Annotated in this window: 9 protein-coding genes; 5 read left to right on the forward strand and 4 right to left on the reverse strand. The window is 45.1% G+C overall.

The genetic code is table 11. The annotated features are described in order from the left end of the window. The first annotated feature begins 102 nt into the window (after positions 1-102). Positions 103-957, forward strand: coding sequence for a hypothetical protein (locus tag VB714_RS23830; RefSeq protein WP_323227359.1), 855 nt, complete (start codon positions 103-105; stop codon positions 955-957). A 29-nt stretch (positions 958-986) separates the two neighbouring features. Next, positions 987-15,224 (forward strand): putative Ig domain-containing protein, encoded by a 14,238-nt coding sequence (locus VB714_RS23835; protein WP_323227360.1) that lies wholly within the window; start codon positions 987-989, stop codon positions 15,222-15,224. Here the strand turns inward: VB714_RS23835 and VB714_RS23840 are convergent. Further along, positions 15,221-16,591 (reverse strand): pentapeptide repeat-containing protein, encoded by a 1,371-nt coding sequence (locus VB714_RS23840; RefSeq protein ID WP_323227362.1) that lies wholly within the window; start codon positions 16,589-16,591, stop codon positions 15,221-15,223. The two genes, VB714_RS23835 and VB714_RS23840, sit on opposite strands and share 4 nt — an antisense overlap. 203 nt (positions 16,592-16,794) lie before the next feature. On the opposite strand from VB714_RS23840, the gene VB714_RS23845 reads away from it, so the two are divergent. Both VB714_RS23845 and VB714_RS23850 read left to right on the forward strand, forming a co-directional pair. Further along, positions 16,795-19,329: a DNA/RNA non-specific endonuclease gene (locus VB714_RS23845; protein ID WP_323227363.1), complete on the forward strand. Its 2,535-nt coding sequence runs from the start codon at positions 16,795-16,797 to the stop codon at positions 19,327-19,329. 152 nt (positions 19,330-19,481) lie between these two features. Beyond that, positions 19,482-20,078 carry a DNA/RNA non-specific endonuclease gene (locus VB714_RS23850; RefSeq protein ID WP_323227369.1) on the forward strand — a complete coding sequence of 199 codons (597 nt, stop codon included), beginning with the start codon at positions 19,482-19,484 and terminating at the stop codon, positions 20,076-20,078. 42 nt (positions 20,079-20,120) lie between these two features. Here VB714_RS23850 and VB714_RS23855 read toward each other — a convergent pair whose 3' ends face one another. After that, positions 20,121-21,827, reverse strand: coding sequence for a pentapeptide repeat-containing protein (locus VB714_RS23855; RefSeq protein WP_323227365.1), 1,707 nt, complete (start codon positions 21,825-21,827; stop codon positions 20,121-20,123). Between the two features lie 415 nt (positions 21,828-22,242). Here VB714_RS23855 and VB714_RS23860 point away from each other — a divergent pair, with 415 nt between their 5' ends. Further along, positions 22,243-22,920, forward strand: a complete 678-nt coding sequence (locus VB714_RS23860) for a hypothetical protein (RefSeq protein WP_323227366.1) — start codon at positions 22,243-22,245, stop codon at positions 22,918-22,920. A 282-nt stretch (positions 22,921-23,202) separates the two neighbouring features. Here the strand turns inward: VB714_RS23860 and VB714_RS23865 are convergent, their stop codons facing one another. Further along, positions 23,203-23,484, reverse strand: coding sequence for a DUF2610 domain-containing protein (locus VB714_RS23865; RefSeq protein WP_323227367.1), 282 nt, complete (start codon positions 23,482-23,484; stop codon positions 23,203-23,205). Beyond that, positions 23,481-25,517: hypothetical protein (locus VB714_RS23870; protein ID WP_323227368.1), on the reverse strand; the 2,037-nt coding region annotated here is incomplete at its 5' end. The genes VB714_RS23870 and VB714_RS23865, both read right to left, overlap by 4 nt.

Genomic DNA, 25,517 nt, shown 5'->3' on the forward strand with positions numbered 1-25,517 from the left:
TTTCTCTTTTCTCCAAATCTACTATCCTTATTATATGTCACTTAGCCGCGTTTTAGCTTAGAATCTACCTCTACCTCTCCTACAGAGGTCGAATTCCAAGTATTGGATGCAGCAGCGGCAATCGATCTGGGTAATGCAACAACCGATCCACAGGTAGCAAATAGCTTTACTCATAACAGATGGGAAGCCAAACACTATAAATTTCAAGGAACAAAAGGCGAGCGTCTTTATTTTGACAAAATAGAAGGCACGCCTTACACTAGATGGTCTCTGTACGATCCTAGCGGTACGGAAATCAACGAGACGACTTTCTATGATTTCGAGCAGGTATTGCCGGGAGATGGAGAATATTTGTTGGTTTTGAACGCCGAAGGACAGTCCGACACGGATTACCAGTTTCAAATTATCGCACCGCCCGAATTGCCTGCTGAAACCTTAGAGTTTACGACCGCTAACGACGAAAAATTCATTCGCATTCAAGACGAACTCGTAGAAGCAGGTCAACAAAAAACCTATGTTTTTCAAGGCAATGCCAATCAACGCTTGTGGTTCGACAGTCTCAAAAATGACAGTTCGATCTTTCATGTAGCGCTCTACGATCCCAATGGTGTTGTCGTACAATCAATCAGTTCGCAATACACGCGTTACGATTTATCTGAACCGATCGCTCTTCCTCAAACGGGAGAATATCGCTTGGTTGTTGATGGATATCAAGATGCGATCGAAGAATACGATTTCCGCTTGCTCGATCTCGAATCTCGTTCCATCGAACCTTGGAATAACGACACCAATATAGAATTTGTTGGCAACTTTGGCGACACCAAGCAAGAGACCCACGCCTATCGCTTTACAGGCAGTGCGGGACAGTTAGTTTATTTCGATGCGATCGATGGGGCTTCATCCAATAAATACTATCTCTACACTCCCGAGGGTAAACAGATATTTTCCAGAACTTAAACTACGATGCCACGGATCGCCCCACAAAATTGCCCAGCGATGGCGAATATACGGTGGTTTTTCAAGGAACGGGAGGGGCAAATTCCAACTATCGCGTTAATTTAGTCACGCCAGAGCCAACGACTCGAGCTTACAACCTTGGTGAAATGGCAAGCGGCACGATCGCCGAACCGGGAGAGGAAGATTTCTATACATTCTGGGGACAACCCGGACAGAATTTGCGCTTTGATAGCTTATTGGGAGGAACGGGAACGGTTCGGACAACTTTATTTGCTCCCAGTGGAGAAGCAGTTTGGAGCAATAAAAATATTTGGACGGATACAGACAATCATGCGACAGATATTCCTTACATTCTGGAGGAAGAAGGGTTCTATACCCTCGAAGTCGATGGTTATTACGATACAGTTGGGGATTATAAATTCCGCTTGTTGGATTTGAAGAGCGATCGCGATGCACCGTTCCAATCTTGGGATGCGACAACGGACGCGATCGCCCTCAGCGGCAATTTTGAAGATCGCGAAGCCGATGCTTATCAATTTAGCGGCACGCAAGGGCAGTTGCTGTATATAGACAATCACAATAGTGGTAGTTATAGTTATCAGATATATACTCCAGAAGGACAATTATTTGCAAACAAAACATTTTCTACTTCTTTGCCAGTTTCTCCAGATATCGATCGCCCTCTAGAACTACCTAGTAGCGGAGAATACACGGTAATTGTCTCTGCCAATGAGGGAAATTACGCCCTCGATCTGGTGACTCCGGAAATAGTCACTCAACCCTATCAATTGGGGGAAATTGCAAGCAGCACGCTCTCCGAAGCGGGAGAAGAAGATTTTTATACCTTTGAAGCCGATGCGGGTCAGAAACTTTGGTTTGATAGTTTGTTATCGGGAACAAATAACATCCAAGCAACTCTCTACGCTCCCAGTGGCAAAGTTATCTTAAATTCTCATGGGGTTGGGAATGACTCAGTTTCCAATAATATTCCCATACCTTTAACCTTGGATGAAAAAGGGACTTATTCCCTGAAGATCGATGGCGTTCGGGATGCAACGGGAGACTATAAATTCCGCTTGCTCGACTTAACCGATGCTCCGAGAGTTCCCCAAGAATCCAATCGAGTTTCTGGAGATTTAGAACCCAGTTCTACCCGCGTTTATCGTTTTAGTGGTGTTAAAGGTCAGCCCTTATACTTCGATCGTCTCAATGGAGATTATTCTTATTCGATCCTCGCTCCCAATGACGAGACTGTAGCATTGTCTGACAATTATTTAGCAGCATTGCCGCAAACGGGCGAATATTTACTCTTTGTTTCCGCTACCGATGATGTCAATTCCAACCCCTACGATTTAGAAATTGTCGCCCCCGAATGGGGAAAGATATCCTTAAAGTTAGGCGAGGCGATCGCGGGAGAAATTCAAGATTTTGGCGAGAAAGATACGTATACGTTTATCGGCGATCTCGCTCAAAAACTCTTCTTTAGCGGTTTGGGAGACAATATTCAAGTCGTGCTTTACGATCCGAGTGGTGGGGTTGCTGCCGATTTAACCGATGGTTTGCCTTTAACGTTGGAACAAACGGGAGAATATCGCCTCGTTGTCGAAGGAACGGACTCAGAAATAACGGGAGACTACGAGTTTATCCTCCGCGATCGCGCCCTTGCTCCCGCCCTCGAGTTCGAGACATCCGTGCAAGGTCAACTCGACTCGGATGGCAAAGTCAACTTGTATCGCTTTGCAGGAGAACGGGGCGGAGCGATCGACTTGACCGTAGAATCAATTTCGGCTGGCGCAACCCAATGGCTCGTTTACGATCCCGAAGGTAAGGAAATCGCCCGAGGGGAAGGCGAAGATTTTTCCGCCGTTATTCCGGTGGGCGGTCTCTACACTTTAGCCGTCACGAACCGAGCCGATTCTCCAGTCGATTATGCCTTTAATGCAGCCTTGCGAGAACCTGAAGCCTTTATCAATGATGTCAATCATTCAGGAAGCGGTACTTTTGGGGATGCTCAACCCAATACCCATACATTCAATGCCAAAGCCGGGACGCAAATCCTCTTGAACTTTGATAGTCCCCAAACTTGGGCAAGAGCCAGACTGGTTAATCCCGATGGCTCGACAACTGTTTTCGATAATCGTTCCATCGGCAAAACGGCGGACATTCTCGAACAAACGGGAGAATATACACTGGAATTTTATAACACGACTTATGGAAATTACTCCTTTGAGTTACTTGAATTCCCCGAAAGCGTTCGCGGGGCAAACTATCTCGAAATGGGTAGCGAAGTGTCTGGAAGCCTGAACGGACGAGTCGGCAAGATTTATTCCTTTGAAGGGGTCGAAGGATTGCGCCTGCTCTTTAACGGGATAGAAGGGGATAACGTTGAAGCCACTCTCTACAAACCCAATGGTGATGTTGTTTTCTCCAACAAATCCAATAGCGATAGCGATCGCCCCTATACGCTTACAGAAGATGGTTTGTATCACTTGGTGGTAACGGGAAACAGTGTCAACTCCAACCCTTATCGCTTTCAACTTCTCGATTTATCGGGAGCCGATGAGGTTCAATTTAATCTGCCCGTTAGCGGTACGCTGCCCGTAGCAGAAAAGCGCGCTTATCAGTTTAGTGCTGAAGAAGGTCAAACTTTCTTCTTTAACGCGATCGCTGGAGTCCATGCAGCCAAATGGAATCTCTACGATGCTGGTAACAATCTCATAGAAAGTCAGAAACCGCTAGACTCCGACCTGAGCCGAACAATTCCCCATACGGGAGATTATTTCCTTGTCCTCGACGGGACAACGTCCCCCACTAACTATGAATTCCAGCTTTTAGCTCACGAAACAGAGAATGTTACGACCTTAGTGACTCCAGGTACGGGAGAGCAAGGCAGCAGCGATCGCGAATCGCAAGGGCTTATCTCCGTCAAACTCGAAACCGATGACGGTCGGGGAGGGCGAGCCGAACAAGATTACCAAATTCGCCTCTGGCCCGATCCGAATAATTCACCGCCCGGAATTGTCAGCATTCCAGAAGAACGTTTTGCCCTCAACCGAGATATCTATCGCTATCAAGTCGTTGCCCTCGATGCCGATGCCGATACTTTAACCTATCGATTAGTTGAGGCTCCATTAGGTACAGTTATCGATCGCGATAGCGGGGAATTGCTTTGGTTCCCTACCGATGATGTCGTTGCGGGAGAGCGCGTAGACTTTACCGTGGAAGTAGACGACGGACGGGGAGGGAGCGATCGCCAGAGCTTTAGCGTAGACCTGTACGACGAGTTGGGTTCGATTCGCGGAGCGGTCTTTGAAGACTTGAACGGGAATGGCTTGCGAGATACCCAACTCATTCAAGGAGATAATCCTGCCCTCATTGTTGCCTTTGATACATCGGGAAGCACTGTCGTTCCCTTTGCAGGACCCGATGAGGTAGAAACCGTCCTCGACGCGCAAATCGCCGCGACGCGCGCTCTAGTAGACTCTCTCATCGCTCAAGGTTTGGGAGATAGTGTCAATATCGGCCTGATTCCCCACAACAACCTCAGCGTTATTCACGACTGGGATGCGGATACTCCCGGACTGCAATACTATACAACCCCCCTCGCCGACCGAGATAATAACCTCATTCCCGATATTCAGGAATATCTCGATGGCTACATTGGCGATTATATTCCTTATGGCAGCACCGAACTCAATAAAGCCTTGGATGATATTAGTGAATTGGTGGGGGCATTGAGTGCTACCAGCGATCCTAACGTTATCTTCATGTCCGACGGTTATGACGAGGATTTCGACCCGGAGGCTGCTGCTGCTGCCGTTGCAAACTTAGAATCGAATGGAGTCAACATCAGTGCTTTTGCTATCGGGCCGCATTCTACCGTTGAAACCCTGCGAGCGATCGACCCAGAAGCGCCGCAATTGCTGGATGTAGAAGAACTCGTCAGAATCATGGGAGGTTGGGACGAAGACTACGCGATCGAACCTCTCATGGAAGGCGTGACTGTTTATCTCGATGAAAATAATAATGGCTCTCTTGATGAGGGAGAACCTTGGCAGGTCACGCGCAAAGATGAAGGCAGTTCTCTCTTCGAGGCGAGTCGCTATCACTACAACTTCGATAACTTAATTCCCGATGATAATAAAGAATACGTTTTGCGGACGATAATTCCCGATGGTTTTGTGTCTACTCTACCCGCTTCGGGAGCTTATCAAATCATTCTCGACGAGGCAGAAGGAGTCACCCAACTATTTGGCCTCCATGATGAGGATAAGAACTCGCCCAATCAAGATCCGGCCTTCACGACGATCGCTCCCGACGTGGCGCTAAAAGCGGGAGAACGGCTGCTATATCGAGCCAATGCCAGCGATCCCGATGCCGATGTCATTCGTTACGAACTCGCTCTCGAACCCGAAGGCATGGTGGTAGACCCAGAAACCGGAACCCTAACTTGGAGTCCCACGGAAGCGCAAGTTAAAGAATACTACGATGAGTTGCATCAACTGCGACAGCGATTGGAGGCTTCGGGTCGCGGCGACTTTGCGCCAACAAACGTGAAGTTTGACAATATTTTACTCATTGCCAAAGACGGTCGCGGGGGACAGGCGTTCCAAACCATTTCCGTGGAATTGATCGCGCCCAATCAGATTCCAGTCTTTGTTTCCACTTTTCCTGAAGATGCAGCGCCGCAGGTGGGCAAACCCTTCTACTATCAGGCCACAGCCTTAGATGCCGATGGAGACGACCTCACTTATACCGTGGTTTCGGGAAATAACGCCGCATTTATCAACCCCGCAACGGGGCAGCCCGATGCGACCTCAGAATGGTTGCGTTGGATTCCCAATAAAGTCGGCGAGACAGAAATTACGATAAAAGTATCCGACGGACGGGGGGGAGAATCTACTCAAACCCTGAAACCCACTGCCATCGAGCCTCGGGAAAATAATACTCCGGTTCTGGAATCCCAACCGCGATCGGGAATTCGCTTGGGAAGTACCTATTTCTATAAGATCGAAGCCAGGGATCCCGATGGCGATATTCTCACCTATTCTTGGGGAGACAACCAAAACCGCCCGGCGGGGATGGAAATGGACGAGCAAGGGCGCATTGCTTGGACTCCCACTGCCGCTCAATTTGGCACTCATCCCGTTGCGATTAAAGTCAGCGATGGCGAAAAGAGCATTATTCAATCTTGGGAGATCGATGTCTTCGATCGCGCCGTCAATAATCCCCCTGCGATCGTCTCCATTCCCGAAACTCTGACCAATCTCGAAAAGGTCTACCAATATCAACCCGAAGGATTCGATCCCGATGGAGACTATTTAATCTGGAGTCTCGAGGAATCCCCTTCGGGCATGGCGATCGACCCAGAAACGGGGATAATCAGTTGGCAGCCTTCAGAGGTACAGGTGGGAGAACATCCCGTCACCCTTCGCGTTACTGATGCGAATGGAGCCTATTCGGGTCAAGAATTTATCTTGGCAGTGAATGGGATCAATACGCCGCCGACGATTGTTTCTGTTCCTTTAACCCAAAGCAGTCTTCAACAGCCCTATCATTATCAAGCGATCGCCACGGATGCGGATGGGGATGCCATTACCTATCGCCTCAATCTCGCTCCTGAGGGGATGACAATTGATGAAAATACGGGATCAATTCAATGGACTCCCAAAACGGTCGGCAATTATAACATAGAAATCTTGGCGTTGGATGCCTCGGGAGCGGGTAGCGCTCAGGCTTATACGATTGAAGTCGAGGCCGAGACGCTTAATCATGCTCCGGAAATTCTCCCGCCGCCCCTTTCCGCTTATACTGCGGATACAAAACGGACTTATACCTACGACATTAAAGCTAACGATCCCGACGGAGACGATCTCGCTTATCAACTCATCAACGAGAGTTCTTTACCCCCGGAAATTTACCTAAATGGCAATATTTTAACTTGGGACAATCCTGTTATTGGGGAATACCATCTCGTCATCGGAGTCGATGATGGGCAATTGGGAGCGGCTCAAGGCTTTAGTTTGCGAGTTTATGACAATCAACCCCCCAATATTATCGAGAATGCTCCCGATACGGCGATCGCGGACGTTACTTATCGCTACGATGTCAGGGCAACGGATCCCGAAGGTGGCAAACTCACCTATCAGTTAGAGGATGAGCCTGATGGTATGGCGATCGATGAGAAAGGGCGCATCGAGTGGACTCCCGAGAACGCAGATATCGGGAAATCCCATACCATCACGGTAGCCGTCGCCGATGAAGCCGAGGCCATCTCTCGATATACCTACACCGTCACCGTTGGGAACGATAGCGAAGCCCCGCAGGTGGTCTTACAACCCATTCGCAACGTCTACGTGGTGCAGAACGGAGAAAATATCGAATATCAAGCCGATCCCAACAGTACCATCGCCATCCGGGCGGTGGCGATGGATGATATTAAAGTCGAAGGATTGCAATTGCTGATTGATGGCGAACCTGTCCTCCTTGATGGCAACGGCATTGCCACCGTTACCGTCGGGGCATCTGGGGAAATTGTTGCCGAAGCGATCGCCATTGACGGGGCAAAGAATGAAGATCGCGAAGAACTCCGCATTCAAATCGTCGATCCCGATGCAGAAGCGCCCAAAGTCAGCTTGTCGGGAGACAACCTCGAGGGGGTCATCGATGCCGCGATCGAGATTCAAGGGATGATAGAAAGCGAAGGATTGCGAGAGTACGTTTTGGAAATTGCCCCGGTATCGGGGGGTGAATTCCGCGAAATCGCTCGCGGCGATACGAATGCGAACGGAACTTTGGGAACGTTAGATCCGGAATTGTTCTTGAACGATAGTTATGTTTTGCGCTTGCGAGCCAGAAATGAAGCCGGCAAAACCGCCTTTACCGAAGAAATTATTGAAATTGGTACGACAGAAAAACGCGGAAACTTTGCCTTATCCTTTACGGATCTATTGCAACCCTTCTCCGGCGTTCCGGTTAATTTAGTGCGGACTTACGATACCCTTGCGTCTCATGTAGAAGGGAATTTGGGTTATGGTTGGCGCTTGAACTTGGTCGATACGGATTTACGAACCAGTTTGCCGACCGATCCTCAAGCGGAACTCTTGGGACTTCACGTTCCCTTCCAACAAGGGACGCGGGTTCACGTGACCCTACCCGATGGCAAGCGGGAAAGTTTCACTTTCCGTCCTCGGGGTCATTCTGTGAATAAGTTCATTAATGGCTATATCGGTTCAGCTTTGGAGGACAATAGCTATGATGTGGGATTCTACTATCCACAATTTATTCCCGACCCCGGCAACACCAGTCAACTGACCGTCCAAGATAATACTCCCTTACAGCGTGTTGGTAACGAATATTATTCTCACGGTGCGGGTCAGCCTTACAATCCAGCCAGTGGTTACTTTGGCGGTCGCTATACCCTGACGACGGCGGATGGAGTCGCCTACAACCTCAACGGCAAAACGGGAGAGTTGATTGCGGCAACGGGTCTCAATGGCGAGCAAATTACCTTCCAAGAAGATGGGGTCTTTAGCTCTACGGGAGAAAAAATCCTCTTCCAGAGGGATCCTCAAGGACGCATTACCGGAGTGAGCTTGCCTGAAGAAGAGCCTATTGTTTATAGCAATGAGGACGGCGATCTCATCAGCGTTATCGATGGGGAACAAAAGACCAGCACATTTGTATATAAGGATGGAGAACCCGCCCATCAACTGGATAAGGTTATCGATGGGGATTCGGGACAGGTACTCTATCAACAGACAGAAACGGGAGAACTCAATCGTCCGCCCTTTATCGCTCCCCCCGAATTTTTCCTCACTCATCGGGATTTGCAGATTCCTATCGACCTGACGGATTTCATTACCGATGCCGATGGCGATCCGATTGAATTTGAGTTGAGCAACCCTCTCAACGGCACGATCTCATTAGGGGGAGATGGCAAGACAGCTTATTTCCATCCCACTTCACTGGATGCAGAATACGGGTATTTCGATGTGTTGGCGAGGGATGAAGAAGGCAGCAATCAGTTAACAGTAACGGTTCATATCAGCGATGCGCCCCTGTTGAATCTCGATTTTGTCGATCGCAATCCTCAACTCGATAATGGAGAAGGGACGGAATTGGTTGTTGTGGGAGACTTTGCCGACCAAGAAGATGTCGTGTTGCCAGATTCTTATTTGACCTATATTTCTGAAGATCCCGCGATCGCAGACTTAGCGGAGACGGGATGGGTGATGGGAGATGGAGATGGAACCACGGTATTAAAAGTAACGCGGGATGGGATTACGGCGGTGACGGCGATACGAGTGGGAGAGACTCCTGAAGCCCAAAGCGAGGCAGAGTTGGATTCGCTGTTAGCCGAGGCTTATGGGTTGGAAGTCTATCCCGAAGCCGTTACTTTAGTGGCAGGAACTCAACGTCCTTTATTAGTGGGCATTGAAGAGATTGCTGATTCTCCGGACTTAAAACTGGGTTCGGGAGATACGCCGACGCGCTATTTTGTCAGCAATCCCGATATCTTACAGGTGAGCGAAGAGGGAATCGTGACGGCACTGGCGGAGGGATTGGCTACCGTAACGGTCATTCACGGCGGCACGGAAGAAGTCATCCCGATTCGGGTGGACGTTCCCGAAACCGGACCGGCACAGGTGGGCAGCGATGGCGGTGCGATCGGGTCTGTCGATGGTGCTTTAGTGACGATTGCCCCCGAATCTCTCTCAGAAGAGATTACAGTGAATATCGAGCAGATTGCCGACAACGAGATTTCTCTGCCCCTACCGGAGCAATTTGAATTGGCGGGGAGCTTTACGCTAGATGTGGGAGACGATCCCCTCGCCGTCCCTGCTCAAGTTGCCATTCCCGCTTCAGAAGGACAATTCGACCCCGGTACAGAAGTATTCTTCCTGCGGAAGGTAGAATTGCCCGACGAAAACGGGGTATTGAGTCCGATCTGGATGTTGGAAGATTCCGGAACAATCGGGGAAGATGGCACGATCCGCACCTCATCGCCCCCTTGGCAGGGAGTCAAGCAAACCGGAGAATACGCGATCGCCGTCCCGAAAGTCGAGTATCAAGTCTACGAACCCCGATTGGATATCAATTACGTCATTGCTGGCGGGGTGCTGGGTTTTGTCGCCTTCAGTCACGGTTTGGCCTCGGCGTTGTTGCAACCTACTGCTCTAGGCAAACTGAAAAATTTAGGAGAGGATACCATAGACGATGACTCGTTGCTCGTACGGGGATTAAAGCTGTACAAAGGAGCGATGCTGGCACTTCTCGAAGGAGATGCCTCTCACTCTACTGAAATCGAAACCTCGATCGATTTACTGGCAATTCCCACGATAGGACTGCCTTACAAAACCGAAGCCGATGTCAGTCTCAACTTGCAGCAACTCGACGATGGGGAAATTCCCAGCGTCACCCTAGAAACGCCAGACTTGCCCGACTTTGACGATCCCACCCCCATCGTGGAAAAAGTCGAGCTTCAGTTCGATCCCAATTACGGACGGGTGGTTTACCTCGAAATTGCTAACTTTGACGGTTCGTTAAGCGAACTCTCCACCAACTATCACTTTGGAGGCAAAGTCTATGAAGGAGAGATTTTGCCGGGGTTAAGCGAACTGGATGGAGAGAACAAAAAAGCTCGCATTGCCACCATTGCTGATGGCGTTCCCTTCAGCGAATCGAAGATATCCCTAGAACGAACAATTCGCAATCCCTACTTAAATCTGGACGCAACCGCCGCAACCGACCCCATTGCCATCCCCACAGAAACGAGCTTTGAATACGCCCTGATTCCCCAATTCCACAGCGATGCCGTCAGCGTCATCAACGCCCTCGACCCCGATCGCCTTGTTGCCAGTGGCGGCAGTCAAGACTTACTCTTGGCCAATATCCCCGTGGGTAATGAAGGCGAACAAAGCAATCCTAAAGCGATCGCCGTGACGGGGAATGGGTCGCGAGCCTACGTCACCTTAGAAACGGCGGGAAGCGTGGCGGTTATCGGGGTCAACGACTTCAAGCAATTGGAAGTCATCGATTTGCCTCCTGGAGCCACTCCCGGTGCGATCGCCATCCCTCCCCACGACCAATACGCCTACATCGCCGATGCAGAGAAAGGGTCAATCTATATTCTCGATATCAATCCCACCTCTGGACAATACAATCAGGTTATCGATACGATTATCGTCGGAGATGCCCTCAAAGGGATAAACGACCTTGCTTTTAGCAACGACGGCAAGCGGCTCTTTGCCACTGTTCCCGAACCCCGCAATAGTCAAGACGGGAAAGGCAAAATCCTCGTCTTCAATACAGATTTAGAAGATCGTCCCGTCAGTTTCAACAACAACCCCCGTCAGTGGCATCAACAAATCGGAGCAATAGAAACGGAAATCGGCTTAGAAAGCATCGCCTCCACTCCCGATGCCGAGAAAATGACCTTCACCACCAGCAAGCAAGACTTCAAAGGCTATGGAGTCGTGAGCATAACCAACAACAACCCCCTCGCCTTCGCTGCGGAAACAAACTATAGTGCCATGGGATTGGGGTATGCCACCGACTACTTCGATGTTAACGAAGTCGTAGCATCAGAAGTGATTTACCACGAAGGTACCCAAACCCATTATGCCTTCGTCGTCGGACGCAACGAACGGCTGAAAGGAAAAGGATTCCCCAGCATCGACGCACCGGGAGCCGGCAGCAATATCGGCATCATCAAAGATGCTCTCAGCGACAACCCGAAACTGGTGGGAGCAACCCGACCTATCCCCGATGGAGCCGCCAGCGATCTATCTCTCTCCAGTGACGGGAAGTTTCTCTATGCTACTTATCCCGGTGTAGAAAGTACCTTTGTCTTTGATGTCGAAGAAGCGATCGCCACGGTCAATGCCTATCCAGAAGACCTCTTAGAAAGCCGTCCGATAGATGACATCAACCCCAACATCAGCATTGCCGCCGACCTAGAACGCTTAGAAGATGGTACCTATGGAGTCCCCGAAGGCTCAAACAAAGCCCCCATCTCCCAAGGAGGAAGCGGACCGATAAGCGTCACCATGGCAGCAAAACGACCCGTCCTCAGTAGAGAAGTAGAGAACACCGATAGCACCCATCCCTCCCTAACTTGGAAATTTGAGGAAATGGGAGAACGGTGGCAAAACCTGCAAAGTCTGGATGTCTTCGTCAGCACCTTCCCCGAAGGCGAAGGACTCTTCCCGTGGGAACACCTTTCGGATTTAAGCGATCCATCCTTCTTACCCGACCTAAGTGAAGACCAGAAGCGAGCATTATTAACAAAACGATGGAAAGGTTACGACGACTTCAACCCCGGTCGCATCCTGACAGCGAGTTGGCATCCGCAAACGCAAACATGGGTGGGTTACGATGGTCAGAGCGAGCTATCTCTACCCGAAGGAGCAACAGCCAATAGCGACTTACAAGATTTGCAGAATTACATTACCCAGAACTTTATGAACCAAGATAAGCCCTTGGTGATTCTACCGGAATGGGCGACGGGAGGAGAATCAAAGGTAGCGGATACGGGTTTCTCGGAAGCGGCGGCGGATGCGTTCTATGCGTCTTTAGTGAGTCTCGACCAGTTATTGGGAGGAGATGTAGGAGAGCGAGAGAATGGGGAGGTGGTGCGCTTATATGACGATGAAGGGGATTTGATTCGCCAGCATGGAGCCATTTTTGATTCCCCCTTGCATTTCATCGGTCATAGTCGGGGGACGGTGGTGAATAGCGAGATCATTCAACGGTTGGGGACGGATTTCCCAGAAGCAGGAGGCAAGCAAGAATCGGGAGAACGAGATTTGCAGATGACCACCCTCGATCCTCACGATTTCCGTCAGGAGAGTTTGCGGTTGCCCCTTTTAGATTATCGGGATTTCTACGAACCGGAAGTGCGGGTGTGGGAGAATGTGACTTTTGCGGACAATTATTATCAGACGGTAGGACGAGGATTGACTCCCAATGGTCGGGAGATTGAAGAGGCAGATGTGAATATGTCTTTCAATGGCTTGCCGGGGTTTGAGGGAGATTTATTAGGGGTAGGACGACCTCATTTAAGGATATTGGATTGGTATGCCGGGACGATGGATTTGGATTTGGAGGAGGTGTCTCACGAATACTGGGATTTACCGGGTCAAAGGCCTCTAGAAGCGGGTCGGGTATATGACCAGTTGGGAGAGGAGTCGGTGGAGGATTTATTAGCGGGAGCAATACCGGATGAGATGTATTGGTACAATGCAGGGGGTTCTTCGGAAGGAATTGGCACGGGTTGGTTCTATTCGGTTCAGGGGAGTGGCGATCGTCCTTTGTTGGCGGAGCCGCAACGCACGGAGGTGAGTTTTGATAATACTCATGAGGGTGTGGTACGGGGTGACGATCCCATTCCGGCAATCTTTAATGGCAATTTTGATGTGGGGTTGAGTGACGATCCTGATGCTCCGGTTCCTGGTTGGTCTTTTCATGCTCGGAGTGGGTTTGATGCTGCTACACCTCCGCCTCCTAATGGAGTTCAGTCTGCTTCTAGTAATCCCGATGATATTCAAGAAGAAAATTTTGAATTTGAATCGTTAAGACAAAATGTCTTGCTAGGAATGAATACATACGAGCCACTCGAAAACTACCGAAAAAAATTAGGATTGGATATCTCGGAAAAAGACTTTGAGAAACAAGACAAGGCTTTATTCTTACAATCAGATACCGGGCCAGTAAAAACCAATTCTAAAAAATATAACGAAGGGGTTTTACGATTCGATCTTTTTTCCGAAGAAAAGCAACCTGCTGGAGAGCTAAAAGTATCTATTGAATATACAACGAAAGCAAGCTTTAAAGGCGGAGTTATCACTCCACCCAAAACAGTTACAGAAGAATTAGGCAAAATTCAATTGAGTCCAGCACGAAATAATAGTACAAATGCCACGGAGCGAAAAAATGATCTTTATCGGTTAGGATATGGAATTAATAGTGGAGATAATGGCAATCATGGGTTTGAAACATTCCATCTTCCTTTAGCAGATAAATATAAAGGAAATGTAGTTTCTTTTATCTTTGAAACGCAGGCGGCTGGAGGCAAACAACCTACCCCACTCCTCCTCGACAATGTTGCAATTCAAAGCAAAAATCTCAAACTTGGTAATCCCACTAAGGCAAAATATACAGAGAAACCTTACAAAGAAGCAGAAAATAAAATTCGCCAAAATCTTCTCCTAGAAAAACCTCAGTATGTAGTTTCATACAATGCAGAAACAGGAATTCCCAACTGGGTGAGTTGGGAACTTAACGAAACTTGGCTTGGAGATACCACACGTCCCTCTGGCATACATTTTGTTGTCGATAAGACACTGCCTCAAGAAACACTCTCTGATGGTACAATTCGTCCCGGATGGACTGAGGTTAGCACTGAAAACTATGAAGGTAAAGGTTACGATCAAGGACATCTTACTGCTAGTGGAGATCGAAGTAGAAACCTAAAAGATATGTTTCTAACTTTTTTGGGGACGAACATTGTTCCACAGTCTGTCGATAATAATCGTTTTATTACTGGTTCTAATAAGAATCCAACGCAAGCATCAGCATGGAATAATATTGAAAATATGGGCAGAGACCTTGCTCAACGAGGTAAGGAACTATATGTTGTCGCAGGAGGTCTAAGTAACAGGCGAAAAGAAGAAAATATCAGCAATATGCTCCCTATTGACGGTTCTACCAAGCCAAATGAATTGAAATTTAAACATCCTAATAATCCTAGCTCTACCAAAAACCGAGAGCTATATATTCCTCGATTTACTTGGAAAACAATGCTTGCTGTAGATTCTCCGAGTATGCTAATTGAGGATGTTAACGCGCAAAATGCAAAAATCTATACTTTTCTAACACCCAATACTCCTGAACCACCTAAATCTACTAACTGGAGCGAGGGTATTCAGCATCCATTTGAAGATGAAAATATGAAGTTCGCAGGAAAAACAGTTAGTGAGTGGTTAAATTTAAAAGGTCAGTTTGAGAAAATAACAAGTATCGAGCAGTGGCGCTCCCCTAACACTTGGCGAATTAGCGTAGATCAATTAGAGTATTTATTGAAAAGTAATACAGATCAGCATTTCCAATCATTTAAGGATAAATGGGATATATTTTCAAAACTTCCCACAAATTCTCAAAATACGCTCGAGCAAGGGATTCATCAGCTTCCTCAGTATATGCTCGATAATGGAACTCCTCAATCTTATACTTTCTATGATACTCCTACACCAACACAACTTTAGCCATCATCTACAGATTCTAGATAACCAGTACGTAGACTTCCATCTGGCATCATTGTATCGCGCAAAATAGCTCGATTACAAAGAGTTCCTTCTAACCCAATAGCTTCTCTAAGATTAGCTCTAGTCAAATTAGCACCATACAATCTTGTCCACCCTCCAAGCCTCACTTTTGTTAGATTAGCTTCGCTTAGATCGGCATCGCATAAAGAAGTATTCCTCAAACTTGCTTGACTTAAGTTGGCTTTCACTAGACTTGATTCTGTTAGATCGGCATAGTCGAGCTTAGTCATACTCAAATTTGCACCGCTTAAATCTGAGTACTTCAAATTGACATAACTCAAATCAATACCACTGAGATCGACTCCACTCAAATCCAAGCAGTTAAAATTGCTTTCCCCTAAAACAATTTGATTTAATAGTTCACTGCCTTCCATTCGATGGATTTTACTTCTAATACTCCCATCTGGCATCTTCAAAACATCTTTTAGTTTTGCATATTCAAAATGGTTTGAACTCAGAATAACATCGGTAAGTTTAGCTTGTTTCAAATTCATATTGGTCAATTCAGCTTTATCAAAACTTACTTCAGTTAATTTTGCTTGATTTAAGTCTATATTTGTTATCAGGCTATTATTAAATTCAACTTGACTCAAGCTAGCTTGACTAAGATTTAGATTAGTTATTGTATTACCTAAAAATTTAACCTTACTTAATTTTGCTTGATTTAAGTTTATATTCTCTAAGTAAGTACACACCCATCTTACCTCATACAAAGTAGCTTGGTTCAGATTGATATTTGTCGAAACATTTGGAAACAGGGCAATTCCACATAAGTAAACATTTCTATCGTCAAAAACGACATCTTTTAAATAAGAATTACTAAAATCTATATTATTTAACTTTGCTCTAATAAAAGAAGTTAATTCTATGTTGCACAAACTAAAATCAGATCTTTTCATATTAGCACGCTCGAAATTAGTAAAGGAGAAACTATCCGAATTAAAGTTTGCTTCTCGGAAAGTTGCTCCTTCTAAATTGGCTTTCCGAAAATTTGTTTCTCCTAAATTGGCTCTCTGAAAATTGACTCCTCTCAAATCTGCTTCTTCCAATATCGTTCCTTGCAATTGTGTTTCCGATAAATTCGCATTTTCTAGGTTCGCTTTCGTTAAAACTGTTCCTTTTAACTGCGCTTTCCTTAGATCGCACTCAGCTAAATTGACATTTTCTAGATTTGCTCTGCTCAGATTAGCTTCCCTCAATTGAACTCCTCTTAAATCTGCATTTTGCAGATCCGCTTCCCTCAAATCTATCTCCGTAAAATCTCTTTCTCCGGCGGCATAGCGTTCTAAGAATTCTCGTGCATCCATTGTTTTGTAAATCCACAACAATATTCAAAGTATACAATTCATCAGTTTCAACAACAACGCTCGCCTCTGGCACCAACAAATCAGAGCAGGGCAAAACCTGCAAAGTCTGGATGTCTTCGTTAGCACCTTCCCAGAAGGAGAAGGACTCTTCCCCTGGGAACAACTTTCAGATTTAAGCGATCCATCCTTCTTACCCGACCTAAGTGACGACCAGAAGCGACAGTCATTTGACCCTACCCCAAGAAGCCGCATTGACCAACGGACAAGAGTATTATTGGGGCATTCGGGCGGTGAACGAGCGAGGAGAAGTAGAAACCTTTACGGGAGATTTCAATACTCGTGTATCGACCCCTGTAGGCTGGGAATCTCCCTTTAGCAGCGTCACCGTTCTCACTCACGGATTTTCCTTCCTCTACGACGACACCGGCATTAGCGACAGTTTCCGGAAGATGGCCAAAGCCATAGCCGAGACCAGTGGCAAAGGAGAAGACGAACGCGGATTAATCCTGCGCTATCACAAAGAGACAGGGTATTGGGTACCCATGACCCCAGAAGGAGATTTTGTCTCCATTGCCGACAATGGTGGAACTCGCAAACTCAAACCCAGCGATGAAAACTATTTACAAGATTTGCAGACATACATGACTCAGAACTTTATCAACCAAGATAAACCCTTGGTGATTTTACCGGAATGGGCAACAGGAGGAGAATCAAAAGTAGCGGATACAGGCTTCTCGGAAGCGGCGGCAGATGCGTTCTATGCGTCTTTAGTGAGTCTCGACCAATTATTGGGAGGCGATGTGGGAGAGCGAGAAAATGGAGAAGTAACGCACCTATACGATGAAGAAGGAGATTTGATTCGCAAACATGGAGCCATTTTCGATTCCCCCTTGCACTTCATCGGTCACAGTCGGGGGACAGTGGTGAATAGCGAGATCATTCAACGTTTGGGAACAGATTTCCCAGAAGCAGGAGGAAAGCAAGAATCGGGAGAGCGAGATTTGCAGATGACCACCCTCGATCCCCACGATTTCCGTCAGGAGAGTTTGCGGTTGCCGCTTTTGGATTATCGAGATTTCTACGAACCGGAAGTTCGGGTGTGGGAGAATGTGACCTTTGCGGACAATTATTATCAAACAGTAGGACGAGGATTGACTCCCAATGGTCGAGAGATTGAAGAGGCAGATATGAATATGTCTTTCAATGGCTTACCGGGGTTTGAGGGAGATTTATTAGGGGTAGGACGACCTCATTTAAGGATATTGGATTGGTATGCCGGGACGATGGATTTGGATTTGGAGGAGGTGTCTCACGAATACTGGGATTTACCGGGGAAAAAGGCTTTAGAAGCGGGTCGGGTGTACGATCAGTTGGGAGAGGAGTCGGTGGAGGATTTATTAGCGGGAGCAATACCGGATGAGATGTATTGGTACAATGCAGGGGGTTCTTCGGAAGGGATCGGGACGGGTTGGTTCTATTCGGTTCAAGGGGGTGGCGAGCGACCTTTGTTGGCGGAGCCGCAGCGCACGGAGGTGAGTTTTGATAATACTCATGAGGATGTGGTACGGGGAGATTATCCGATATCGACGGTGTTTAATGGTAGTTTTGATGTGGGGTTGAGTGACGATCCTGATGCTCCCGTTCCCGGTTGGTCTTTTCATAATGGTGGGGTGGCTTCTTCTGATAATCCCCAACCCCCTGATATTGTTGAGGCGAATTCTTCTAATCCTCCTCCTCCTAATTCTCCTGTTCCTAATGATGATTTTAGCGTTACAAAGATAGAAAATATCATCAATTCAAGCAAGGGGAGTGGTGCGATCGCTGGGACTTTTGAGGAATTTAACAACATCAAACAGAATAGCAATCAAGTTTTAGTTTTACAAGGCGATGGCTCGACAGCAACACATAATAGTTTTGTGATTCCTGATTGGGGGAATTTACAATTTGAAGTTTTTGCCCCTTTCAAAGAAAATGTTCCCAGAACCGGACAGTTAGAAGTCACTTTAACTGTAGACGCTTTTCCAGACAAAGCTAAGAACGATCCATCAAGATATATAGAAATACCGAGAACTATCGATTTAGCCAATCCGGCACGAGGACTAAGAGATGAACGCGATACCCAGGATGTAGATATTGTTGCTGATATCATTATGGGTAATCGAGACAAAATTGGATTTGGTCAAGCAGGATTTGAAACTTTCCAGATTCCCTTTCAATTTGAACAACCCGAAAATTTAATATCGATATTAGGAAAATCGGCAACTTTAGAGTTTAAATTAAATACGGCAGACGGCAATAAAACTCCAGTCTTCATAGATAACGTTACCTTTAAAAGCAAACATCTCGACCTTGGCAATCCAACTAATGCTCGCTGGGATACAGTGCGAGAAACCAATCCAAATTTGCTCATTGAAAGACCCGGTTATGTAGTTTCTTATAACACAGAAACAAAAAATCCCAATTGGGTTAGTTGGGAACTCAATCGATCTTGGGTCAATAAATCTTATGGTCGAGAAAGATCGGGATCGCAGTTTATTGCAGATCCTTTTCTTTCAACCGACTTTTTGCTCGATACATGGCCTCAAGTTGATGGCACCATATTTGATAATCCCTTACCTGGAATGGATCGAGGACATTTAATTCCCGATCTCCAAAGAAACAGAACCCCCAAGGATGCCCTAGAAACTTATATTGGCACAAACTTAATCGTAAGCATTCAGGTCTTGGGGTTGCATTAAAACCGATTTCGTGCATTTCAATGGCAAAAAAGCAAAGATTGTATCTAAAAATACCAAACTACCTCTAAGCGATCGCTTTGTATTGACAAATACACAGAAAATTGATATTGTCAACCCCAGCACCTGAATAGTTACACTTAATCCCCCAAGCAATAGATAATAACAGGTTTAAAGCTCCCATTTGGCACTCTGCTTGGCAGACAATTGAATCTAATCATTACAATAATGCTTACAATATTAATAATGATGGAAGCAAAAATAATTTGTATATTATTGCTGGAGCATTTGGTAATGATTGGAGTAATCGTGAAAAATCTCGTGCTCCCAGAATGCCGAGAGGGACTACAGACCTTCAGAACTTCCAAGATAATAACATTCATGTTCCTGAATGGACGTGGAAAGTTGCCGTAATTACAAATTCAGTCGATGCAGACATTACAACGGAAACTACAAAAACATACGCCTATCTCACACCTAATATACCAGAACCCCATGAGGCCAATGAAAACGACCCATGGCCACAAGATGGTGTGGAACATCCATTTAAAGCATTTCTTAATTTGTCAACTCGCGGTAATATCATGACACCTCAAGACTGGAGAAAACCGAGTACTTGGCAACTGACAGTAGCAGAACTCCAAAATATTCTTAATGCTCACTGGTATTATGAAGATTTTGAATTTGATTTTCTCTCAGAGCTTGATGATAATCTTGTAAACAATTTAACCCAACAGTTAAATAGAACTTAATAAACCCTTTAATTGTTTTTCAAAGCTCCTTATTATCAAAATCTACATCCTAGAAAAAAATTCTCCATTTTCTAAGATTACGTTGTGATAAATTACAATATCTTCCGCCGAACAATCCCAGTTGGCTTCCTCAAAATTACATTCAATAAAACTTGTTGATGTTACTGTACCCACTGCGTGTGATTGCCTCATATCTACATAAATAAAATAAGCAAAACTGAAATCACAGCCATAATCATAATAGCGACCGATATTTCCGTCAATATGTTCAAACTTAGTTTTTTTCAGATTACAATGAATAAACTTGGCACTACCGAAATAAGAATCAATTAAATTTGCACTACCTAAATCTACATAGTTAAAATATGCTTTTCTGAAATTAATCTTTCTGAGTTCAACGTCTCTGAGATCGGCATAGTGAAGAATAATTCCAGAAAAATCTCTTTCTCCTTCAGCATAACGTCTTAAAAATTCCTCTGCACCAATCGCTAAATCATCATTCCTCATACTTCCATCTGGCATAATTGTATGAGCAAATCTTGCTTCATAATTCGTGTATCCAAATTCAGACCCCATATAAATATCTGTTAAATTAACATTCGTTAAATTCGCGCCAATGAATCTCGTATAGCTTAAATCTGCACCTGTTAAATCTGCATCTGTTAAATCCACATTTATTAAACTAGCAGAGTCAAGTTTCGCATCTCTCAGATTAGCACCTCTTAGATTTGAATTTATCAATTTACAATTAAAAAATTTAGCTCTTTGCAAATTTATCTTCTCTAAATTGGCATTGGTGATAATACAATCCGTTAAATCCGTCCCTATACAATTGGTACGACTGAGATCGATATCCAGTAAAAATCTGCTATTTCGTATACGTGGACGACAGCCAGAAAAATTCCGTTCTCCAGCCTCATATCTTTGACGAAAATCTTCTGAACTTATCAAGTCTATTTTCTCAACCCGCTTAATAAAATCTTCTCTAGATTCTACAATTCGATTAATTTCCGTCTTTCCTCGCTCGTTACTCATCATTGTCCCATCCGGCACGATCGTCTCATAAAGAATCGCATCATCCAACTCAGCCCCTTGGCTGTCTGTTAGATTAGCATCCGTCAAATTCGCTTCTCTCAATCGAGTCCGAGACAAATTGGCTCGAGTCATATTGGCTGCGATCGCCACAGCACGATCCAAACGACTAAAATACAAACTGATTCCCCGCATATCAGCACCGCTCAAATCCGCACAATATAACTCACAGATATCTAATTTAGAATTCTTGAGATTGGCACGGCAGAAATTTGTATATTCTGCATTAGTCTCGAATAAATTCGCTTCTTCCAAATTAGCATCGCAGAAGTTCGCACGAATAATCGTCGCTTGTCTCAAACTTGCTTTTTTGAGATTGGTTCTTTTGAGGATTGCACGACTTAAAGAAGTCCGAAATAAGACAGCCTCCGAGAGATTGGCATCACTCAAGTCAGCAAAAGTCATTAACGCTGTTTCCAGATTGGCTCCTTGTAAATTTGCTTCCCGTAAATCAACACCATCTAAACGAACTTGAGTCAGATTGGCGTGACTTAAATTAATTCCCCTCAAAATTGCTCCCCCAACTGGATAATCATTTTCATCCCCAAATCCATCCCCAGTCCAGACTGCACCACTGAGATTCTCTTTACTCAAATCCACCCCAGAAAAGTCTCTTTCTCCTGCTTCATAGCGCTCTAATAATTCTTTAGCTTTCATGGTTTTGAGAACTCACAGCAACATTCAAATTATACAATTCATCAGCAGTACCTTTATATTTGATGTCGAAGAAGCGATCGCCTTTCTCAAAATCAGGATAAAGAATCAAGATCGATGTCTAATTTTTGCAGTTTGACTTTCAACTGTTGGAGTTCGGATTTTTTTCTTGTTGTTCTGGATCGCGTTGGTTTTCAGCTAAAGTCGCTCGTTGTTGCTGACGATCTGCTATTTCTAATGCGCGATCGCGTTGTTCGATCTCTTCAACAAAATCAATAAAGCCAACTTTCCCTCATGGGTCGTAAAATCCAATCTCCAAAAGAAGAACAGTTGAAGCAAAGCGATCGCCTTCATCCCTAAAACCCATTTTGTGAAATAATACCCCTCGTATCGATATAGAATTCCCCCAACTTCTCCCATGAGTCCAACCCTCGCCATCCAAGAACTCGCGATCGCCATTGCCGCCCCCGACTCCAACCCCATTCTCCTCACCCCTACCTTCCTCAAAGGAAGCGGCATCGTCCCTCAAGATTGGGAACTCGCCCGCCAACCTCGCCTCACCCCTCAAATGGCACAAGTCGCCTTCACCAACGGCATTAACCTCATCACCCAAGCCGGCACCATGACCTTTCTCGAATCCTTAAGCGGCAAAAACCCTCCCACCGATCCGAAAATCCCCGACCTCGCCCAAAAATACATCAACGCCCTGCCCCAACTCGACTATCGCGCCGCAGCCATCAACCCTCGCAGCTTCCTCACCTTCCCCGATGCAGGAGACGATGCTGCCCGCAACTACATCAAAGCCCTCTTTGCCCCCGCCCCGTGGCAGAATGCCGGCAGCGAACCCATGAAAGCCAATCTTAACCTCACCTACACTCTAGAAAACCGCAAATTCAACCTCACCCTCAGCGAAGTGAAATTGCAGCGAGACGAAGAAGACCCACAGATGGCTGTACTATTCTCCGGTAACTTTCCCAACCCTCTCGAAGGAGAAAGCAACGGTGAAAAACTCGAACAATTGCAGCAGGCGATCGCTCAATGGCAACAAAATTGGGACAGCTATCGCCATCTCCTCGGACAATTCTTGGGTGAGTGAGGAGGAATTGACGGGTAACTGAAAATGAGCTACGAGAATCTGGGCTAATGCTAAAAAAGCTGTCACGGAGTGCCAACACACCTGAAACCCACTCATACCGGGAACTCACGATGACGCGATCGCAATTCTATCGGGTTTCCTTTGCTTAAAGGACGACAAATTGCTGTAAAGATGCAACCTGCTATCTCTCTCAGAATTGATAAGGTTAACGAAGAAAGATGGTGTTTGAGCTATGCGAGCTCTAAAAATCGAATCAGATCGTCGTTCAAAAGCTAATGTAATTCAAGATTTAGCTTTTTTTTCGTCATTCTCATTTTTTTGTTTATTCTCTTTGCTGAGTGCATATACACACAAGTCTTCAAATGAAACATTATTCTCTTGTGCAATTTTATATAACTTTTGGAAACTATCCATAACGTCAGAGGGAATTGTGCCTCCTCGCTCTTCTTTCAACCAAGCAGCTTGGTATTTCAGAGGATGACTGCCTGGCACAGGATTGCCAATGTAAGCGTGAAAGGGGGCTTTTTGTCCACCAAAATCACATGGGATAGTAAATCTCTTCATATCGAATCATCCTTACTAACTTGTTTGGAGCGTTTACCCAAATTTGTGATACCACTGAGCTGAGTCACGATTTCATAAAATATCACATCCAATTGCCCTTTGTATTCAATTTGATAATCACAATTTGTAAATGATCCCGCTTTATTAAGAAAAAGATAAACATCTTGTTTTGAGCGATCGTCATCAATAGCTTCCACAAACGCTTCAATAATTTCTTCTCGTAAGCTAGGTGGAGTATACATATTTCTCGCGACAGATACTAACATCCTTGCCGTTACAAATCCAATAGCAGGACTTGGATTTAATAAATCTTCAAATAATTCTCTCAATAAATCTAGATCGATTTCACGATAGCGGTCTACAGTTTGAATTACTACATCCTGTACTGCAACAACATCTTGTAAGCCAGCTTTCAAGGCAAAAATAGTTTCTTCAGTTACGTCATAAAAATAACTGAGTAAAATCAAAGCGGATTGCCTACCGGGAAAAGTGTTATGGTATTGAACTGCTTCTGAGAGTCTTACTTTAAGTGTAGAAGAATTGGTAGCTTTCTTATAAAAAGTATTCGGCAAACGTTCTGCACAAGCTGCCACAACACCCAGAATATCTCCTATCATAAGATAATTTAAGTCGTCCCAAGATTTAAAGAGCCCTTCTTGCAACTTTTGCTCTAACCAATCAATCAAAATTTCTAGGAGATATGGCTTCTCTTCGACAAGTATAGATGCAGACTCAATACGCTTATAAAATGCTTGGTTAACTAGATGAAGCTTTCCCACAGAGGCAAGTATCTTTCGCACAGTATCAGAATCTTCATTTTCTTGTAAGACTGTCAAAATATTTTGTCGCTTTGTGAAAAAATTTTCCTCAGCTAAATCTATGTTAGCAATTGTTTTGGGGCTATTTTTTAATCTTTCCCAAGCCCAAGATGCTGTTGTATTTATTTCTCCTAACTTAGTTGCATACCATTGGACTAAAGGTGCAGTTAATCTAAAGCTCTTGGCTTGATTCCAAGAATCTAGAGAATCAACAATTTTCTGAAAGCGAGAAGCTGCTTGGGGATATCGATTCAAGAATTTACGCACAAGCACAAGAGTCTCTACTTTCTTTCTCTCATCAGATATTTTCTCTATATCATTTAAAGCAGTTAGAAATAAGTTTAATCCTTCTTTAAGAGGAAAGCTGTTTGCTAGTCGAGTATAAGCTCTTGCACGATTCTCAGAATCAGAAATTTTACCTGCTACTCGAATTGCTTGTTGAAGCCATTGAAACTTTGAAGTCAAGGGATCGATTTGTGCAAGTTGCTCAAAAGCCCATTCTTGTTGGCTAGAATCTTCAATAATCAATGCTACTTCTCGAGCACTAGCAATCAAATCGTCAATTTCAGGTTTGAAATCTAATGGCGAAGCAAAGGTTTCCCAAAAGTTGAGGCGCATCCCAGATAATTCATCTGATTCGACTGATATTAAGATATTTAAAAATGGAAAATACTGTCTTAATCTTAAGTATCCACGAAATCGAAGATATGGATCGTCAATTGTCTGAATTGCTTGAAACAAAGTATTTTCTGGATATAAATTTTCAAGTAGATCATCTGATTTATTTTGTAAATGAGTAAGCACTTCAATTGTTTCAGTGCGAGTTTGGAATTGATTGGACAAACTACCTACAGCAATAATAATAGCTTCGTCTAGCAAACCATATTCATGTAATAAAGGTGCAAGCTGCTGAAGAGCCCAACCTCGAAAGAAATCAAAAGAGTCAGGAATAGCTATTAAGGAATCAAGAGCAGTTGCTAAAATATCGATTTTTTTAATTGCACGAGGTGGAATTTCTTCTAATGACCAACCAATATGCTTGTCCCATTGGCCATTTGTACTTTTGTAAACATTTGCTAGCGATTGAGCGAGCTTAATAGGAGGTTGTGATAATTGATAACCACCTGTATCCAATACAACAGCCATATTATAAATTGGATCTTCATTTGCTCCAGAAAAATAATATTGTAAGGCTTCTGCTAGTATCACCGGTTT

The organism is Spirulina sp. 06S082 (assembly GCF_034932145.1).
Taxonomy (GTDB): Bacteria; Cyanobacteriota; Cyanobacteriia; order Cyanobacteriales; family Spirulinaceae; genus CCY15215.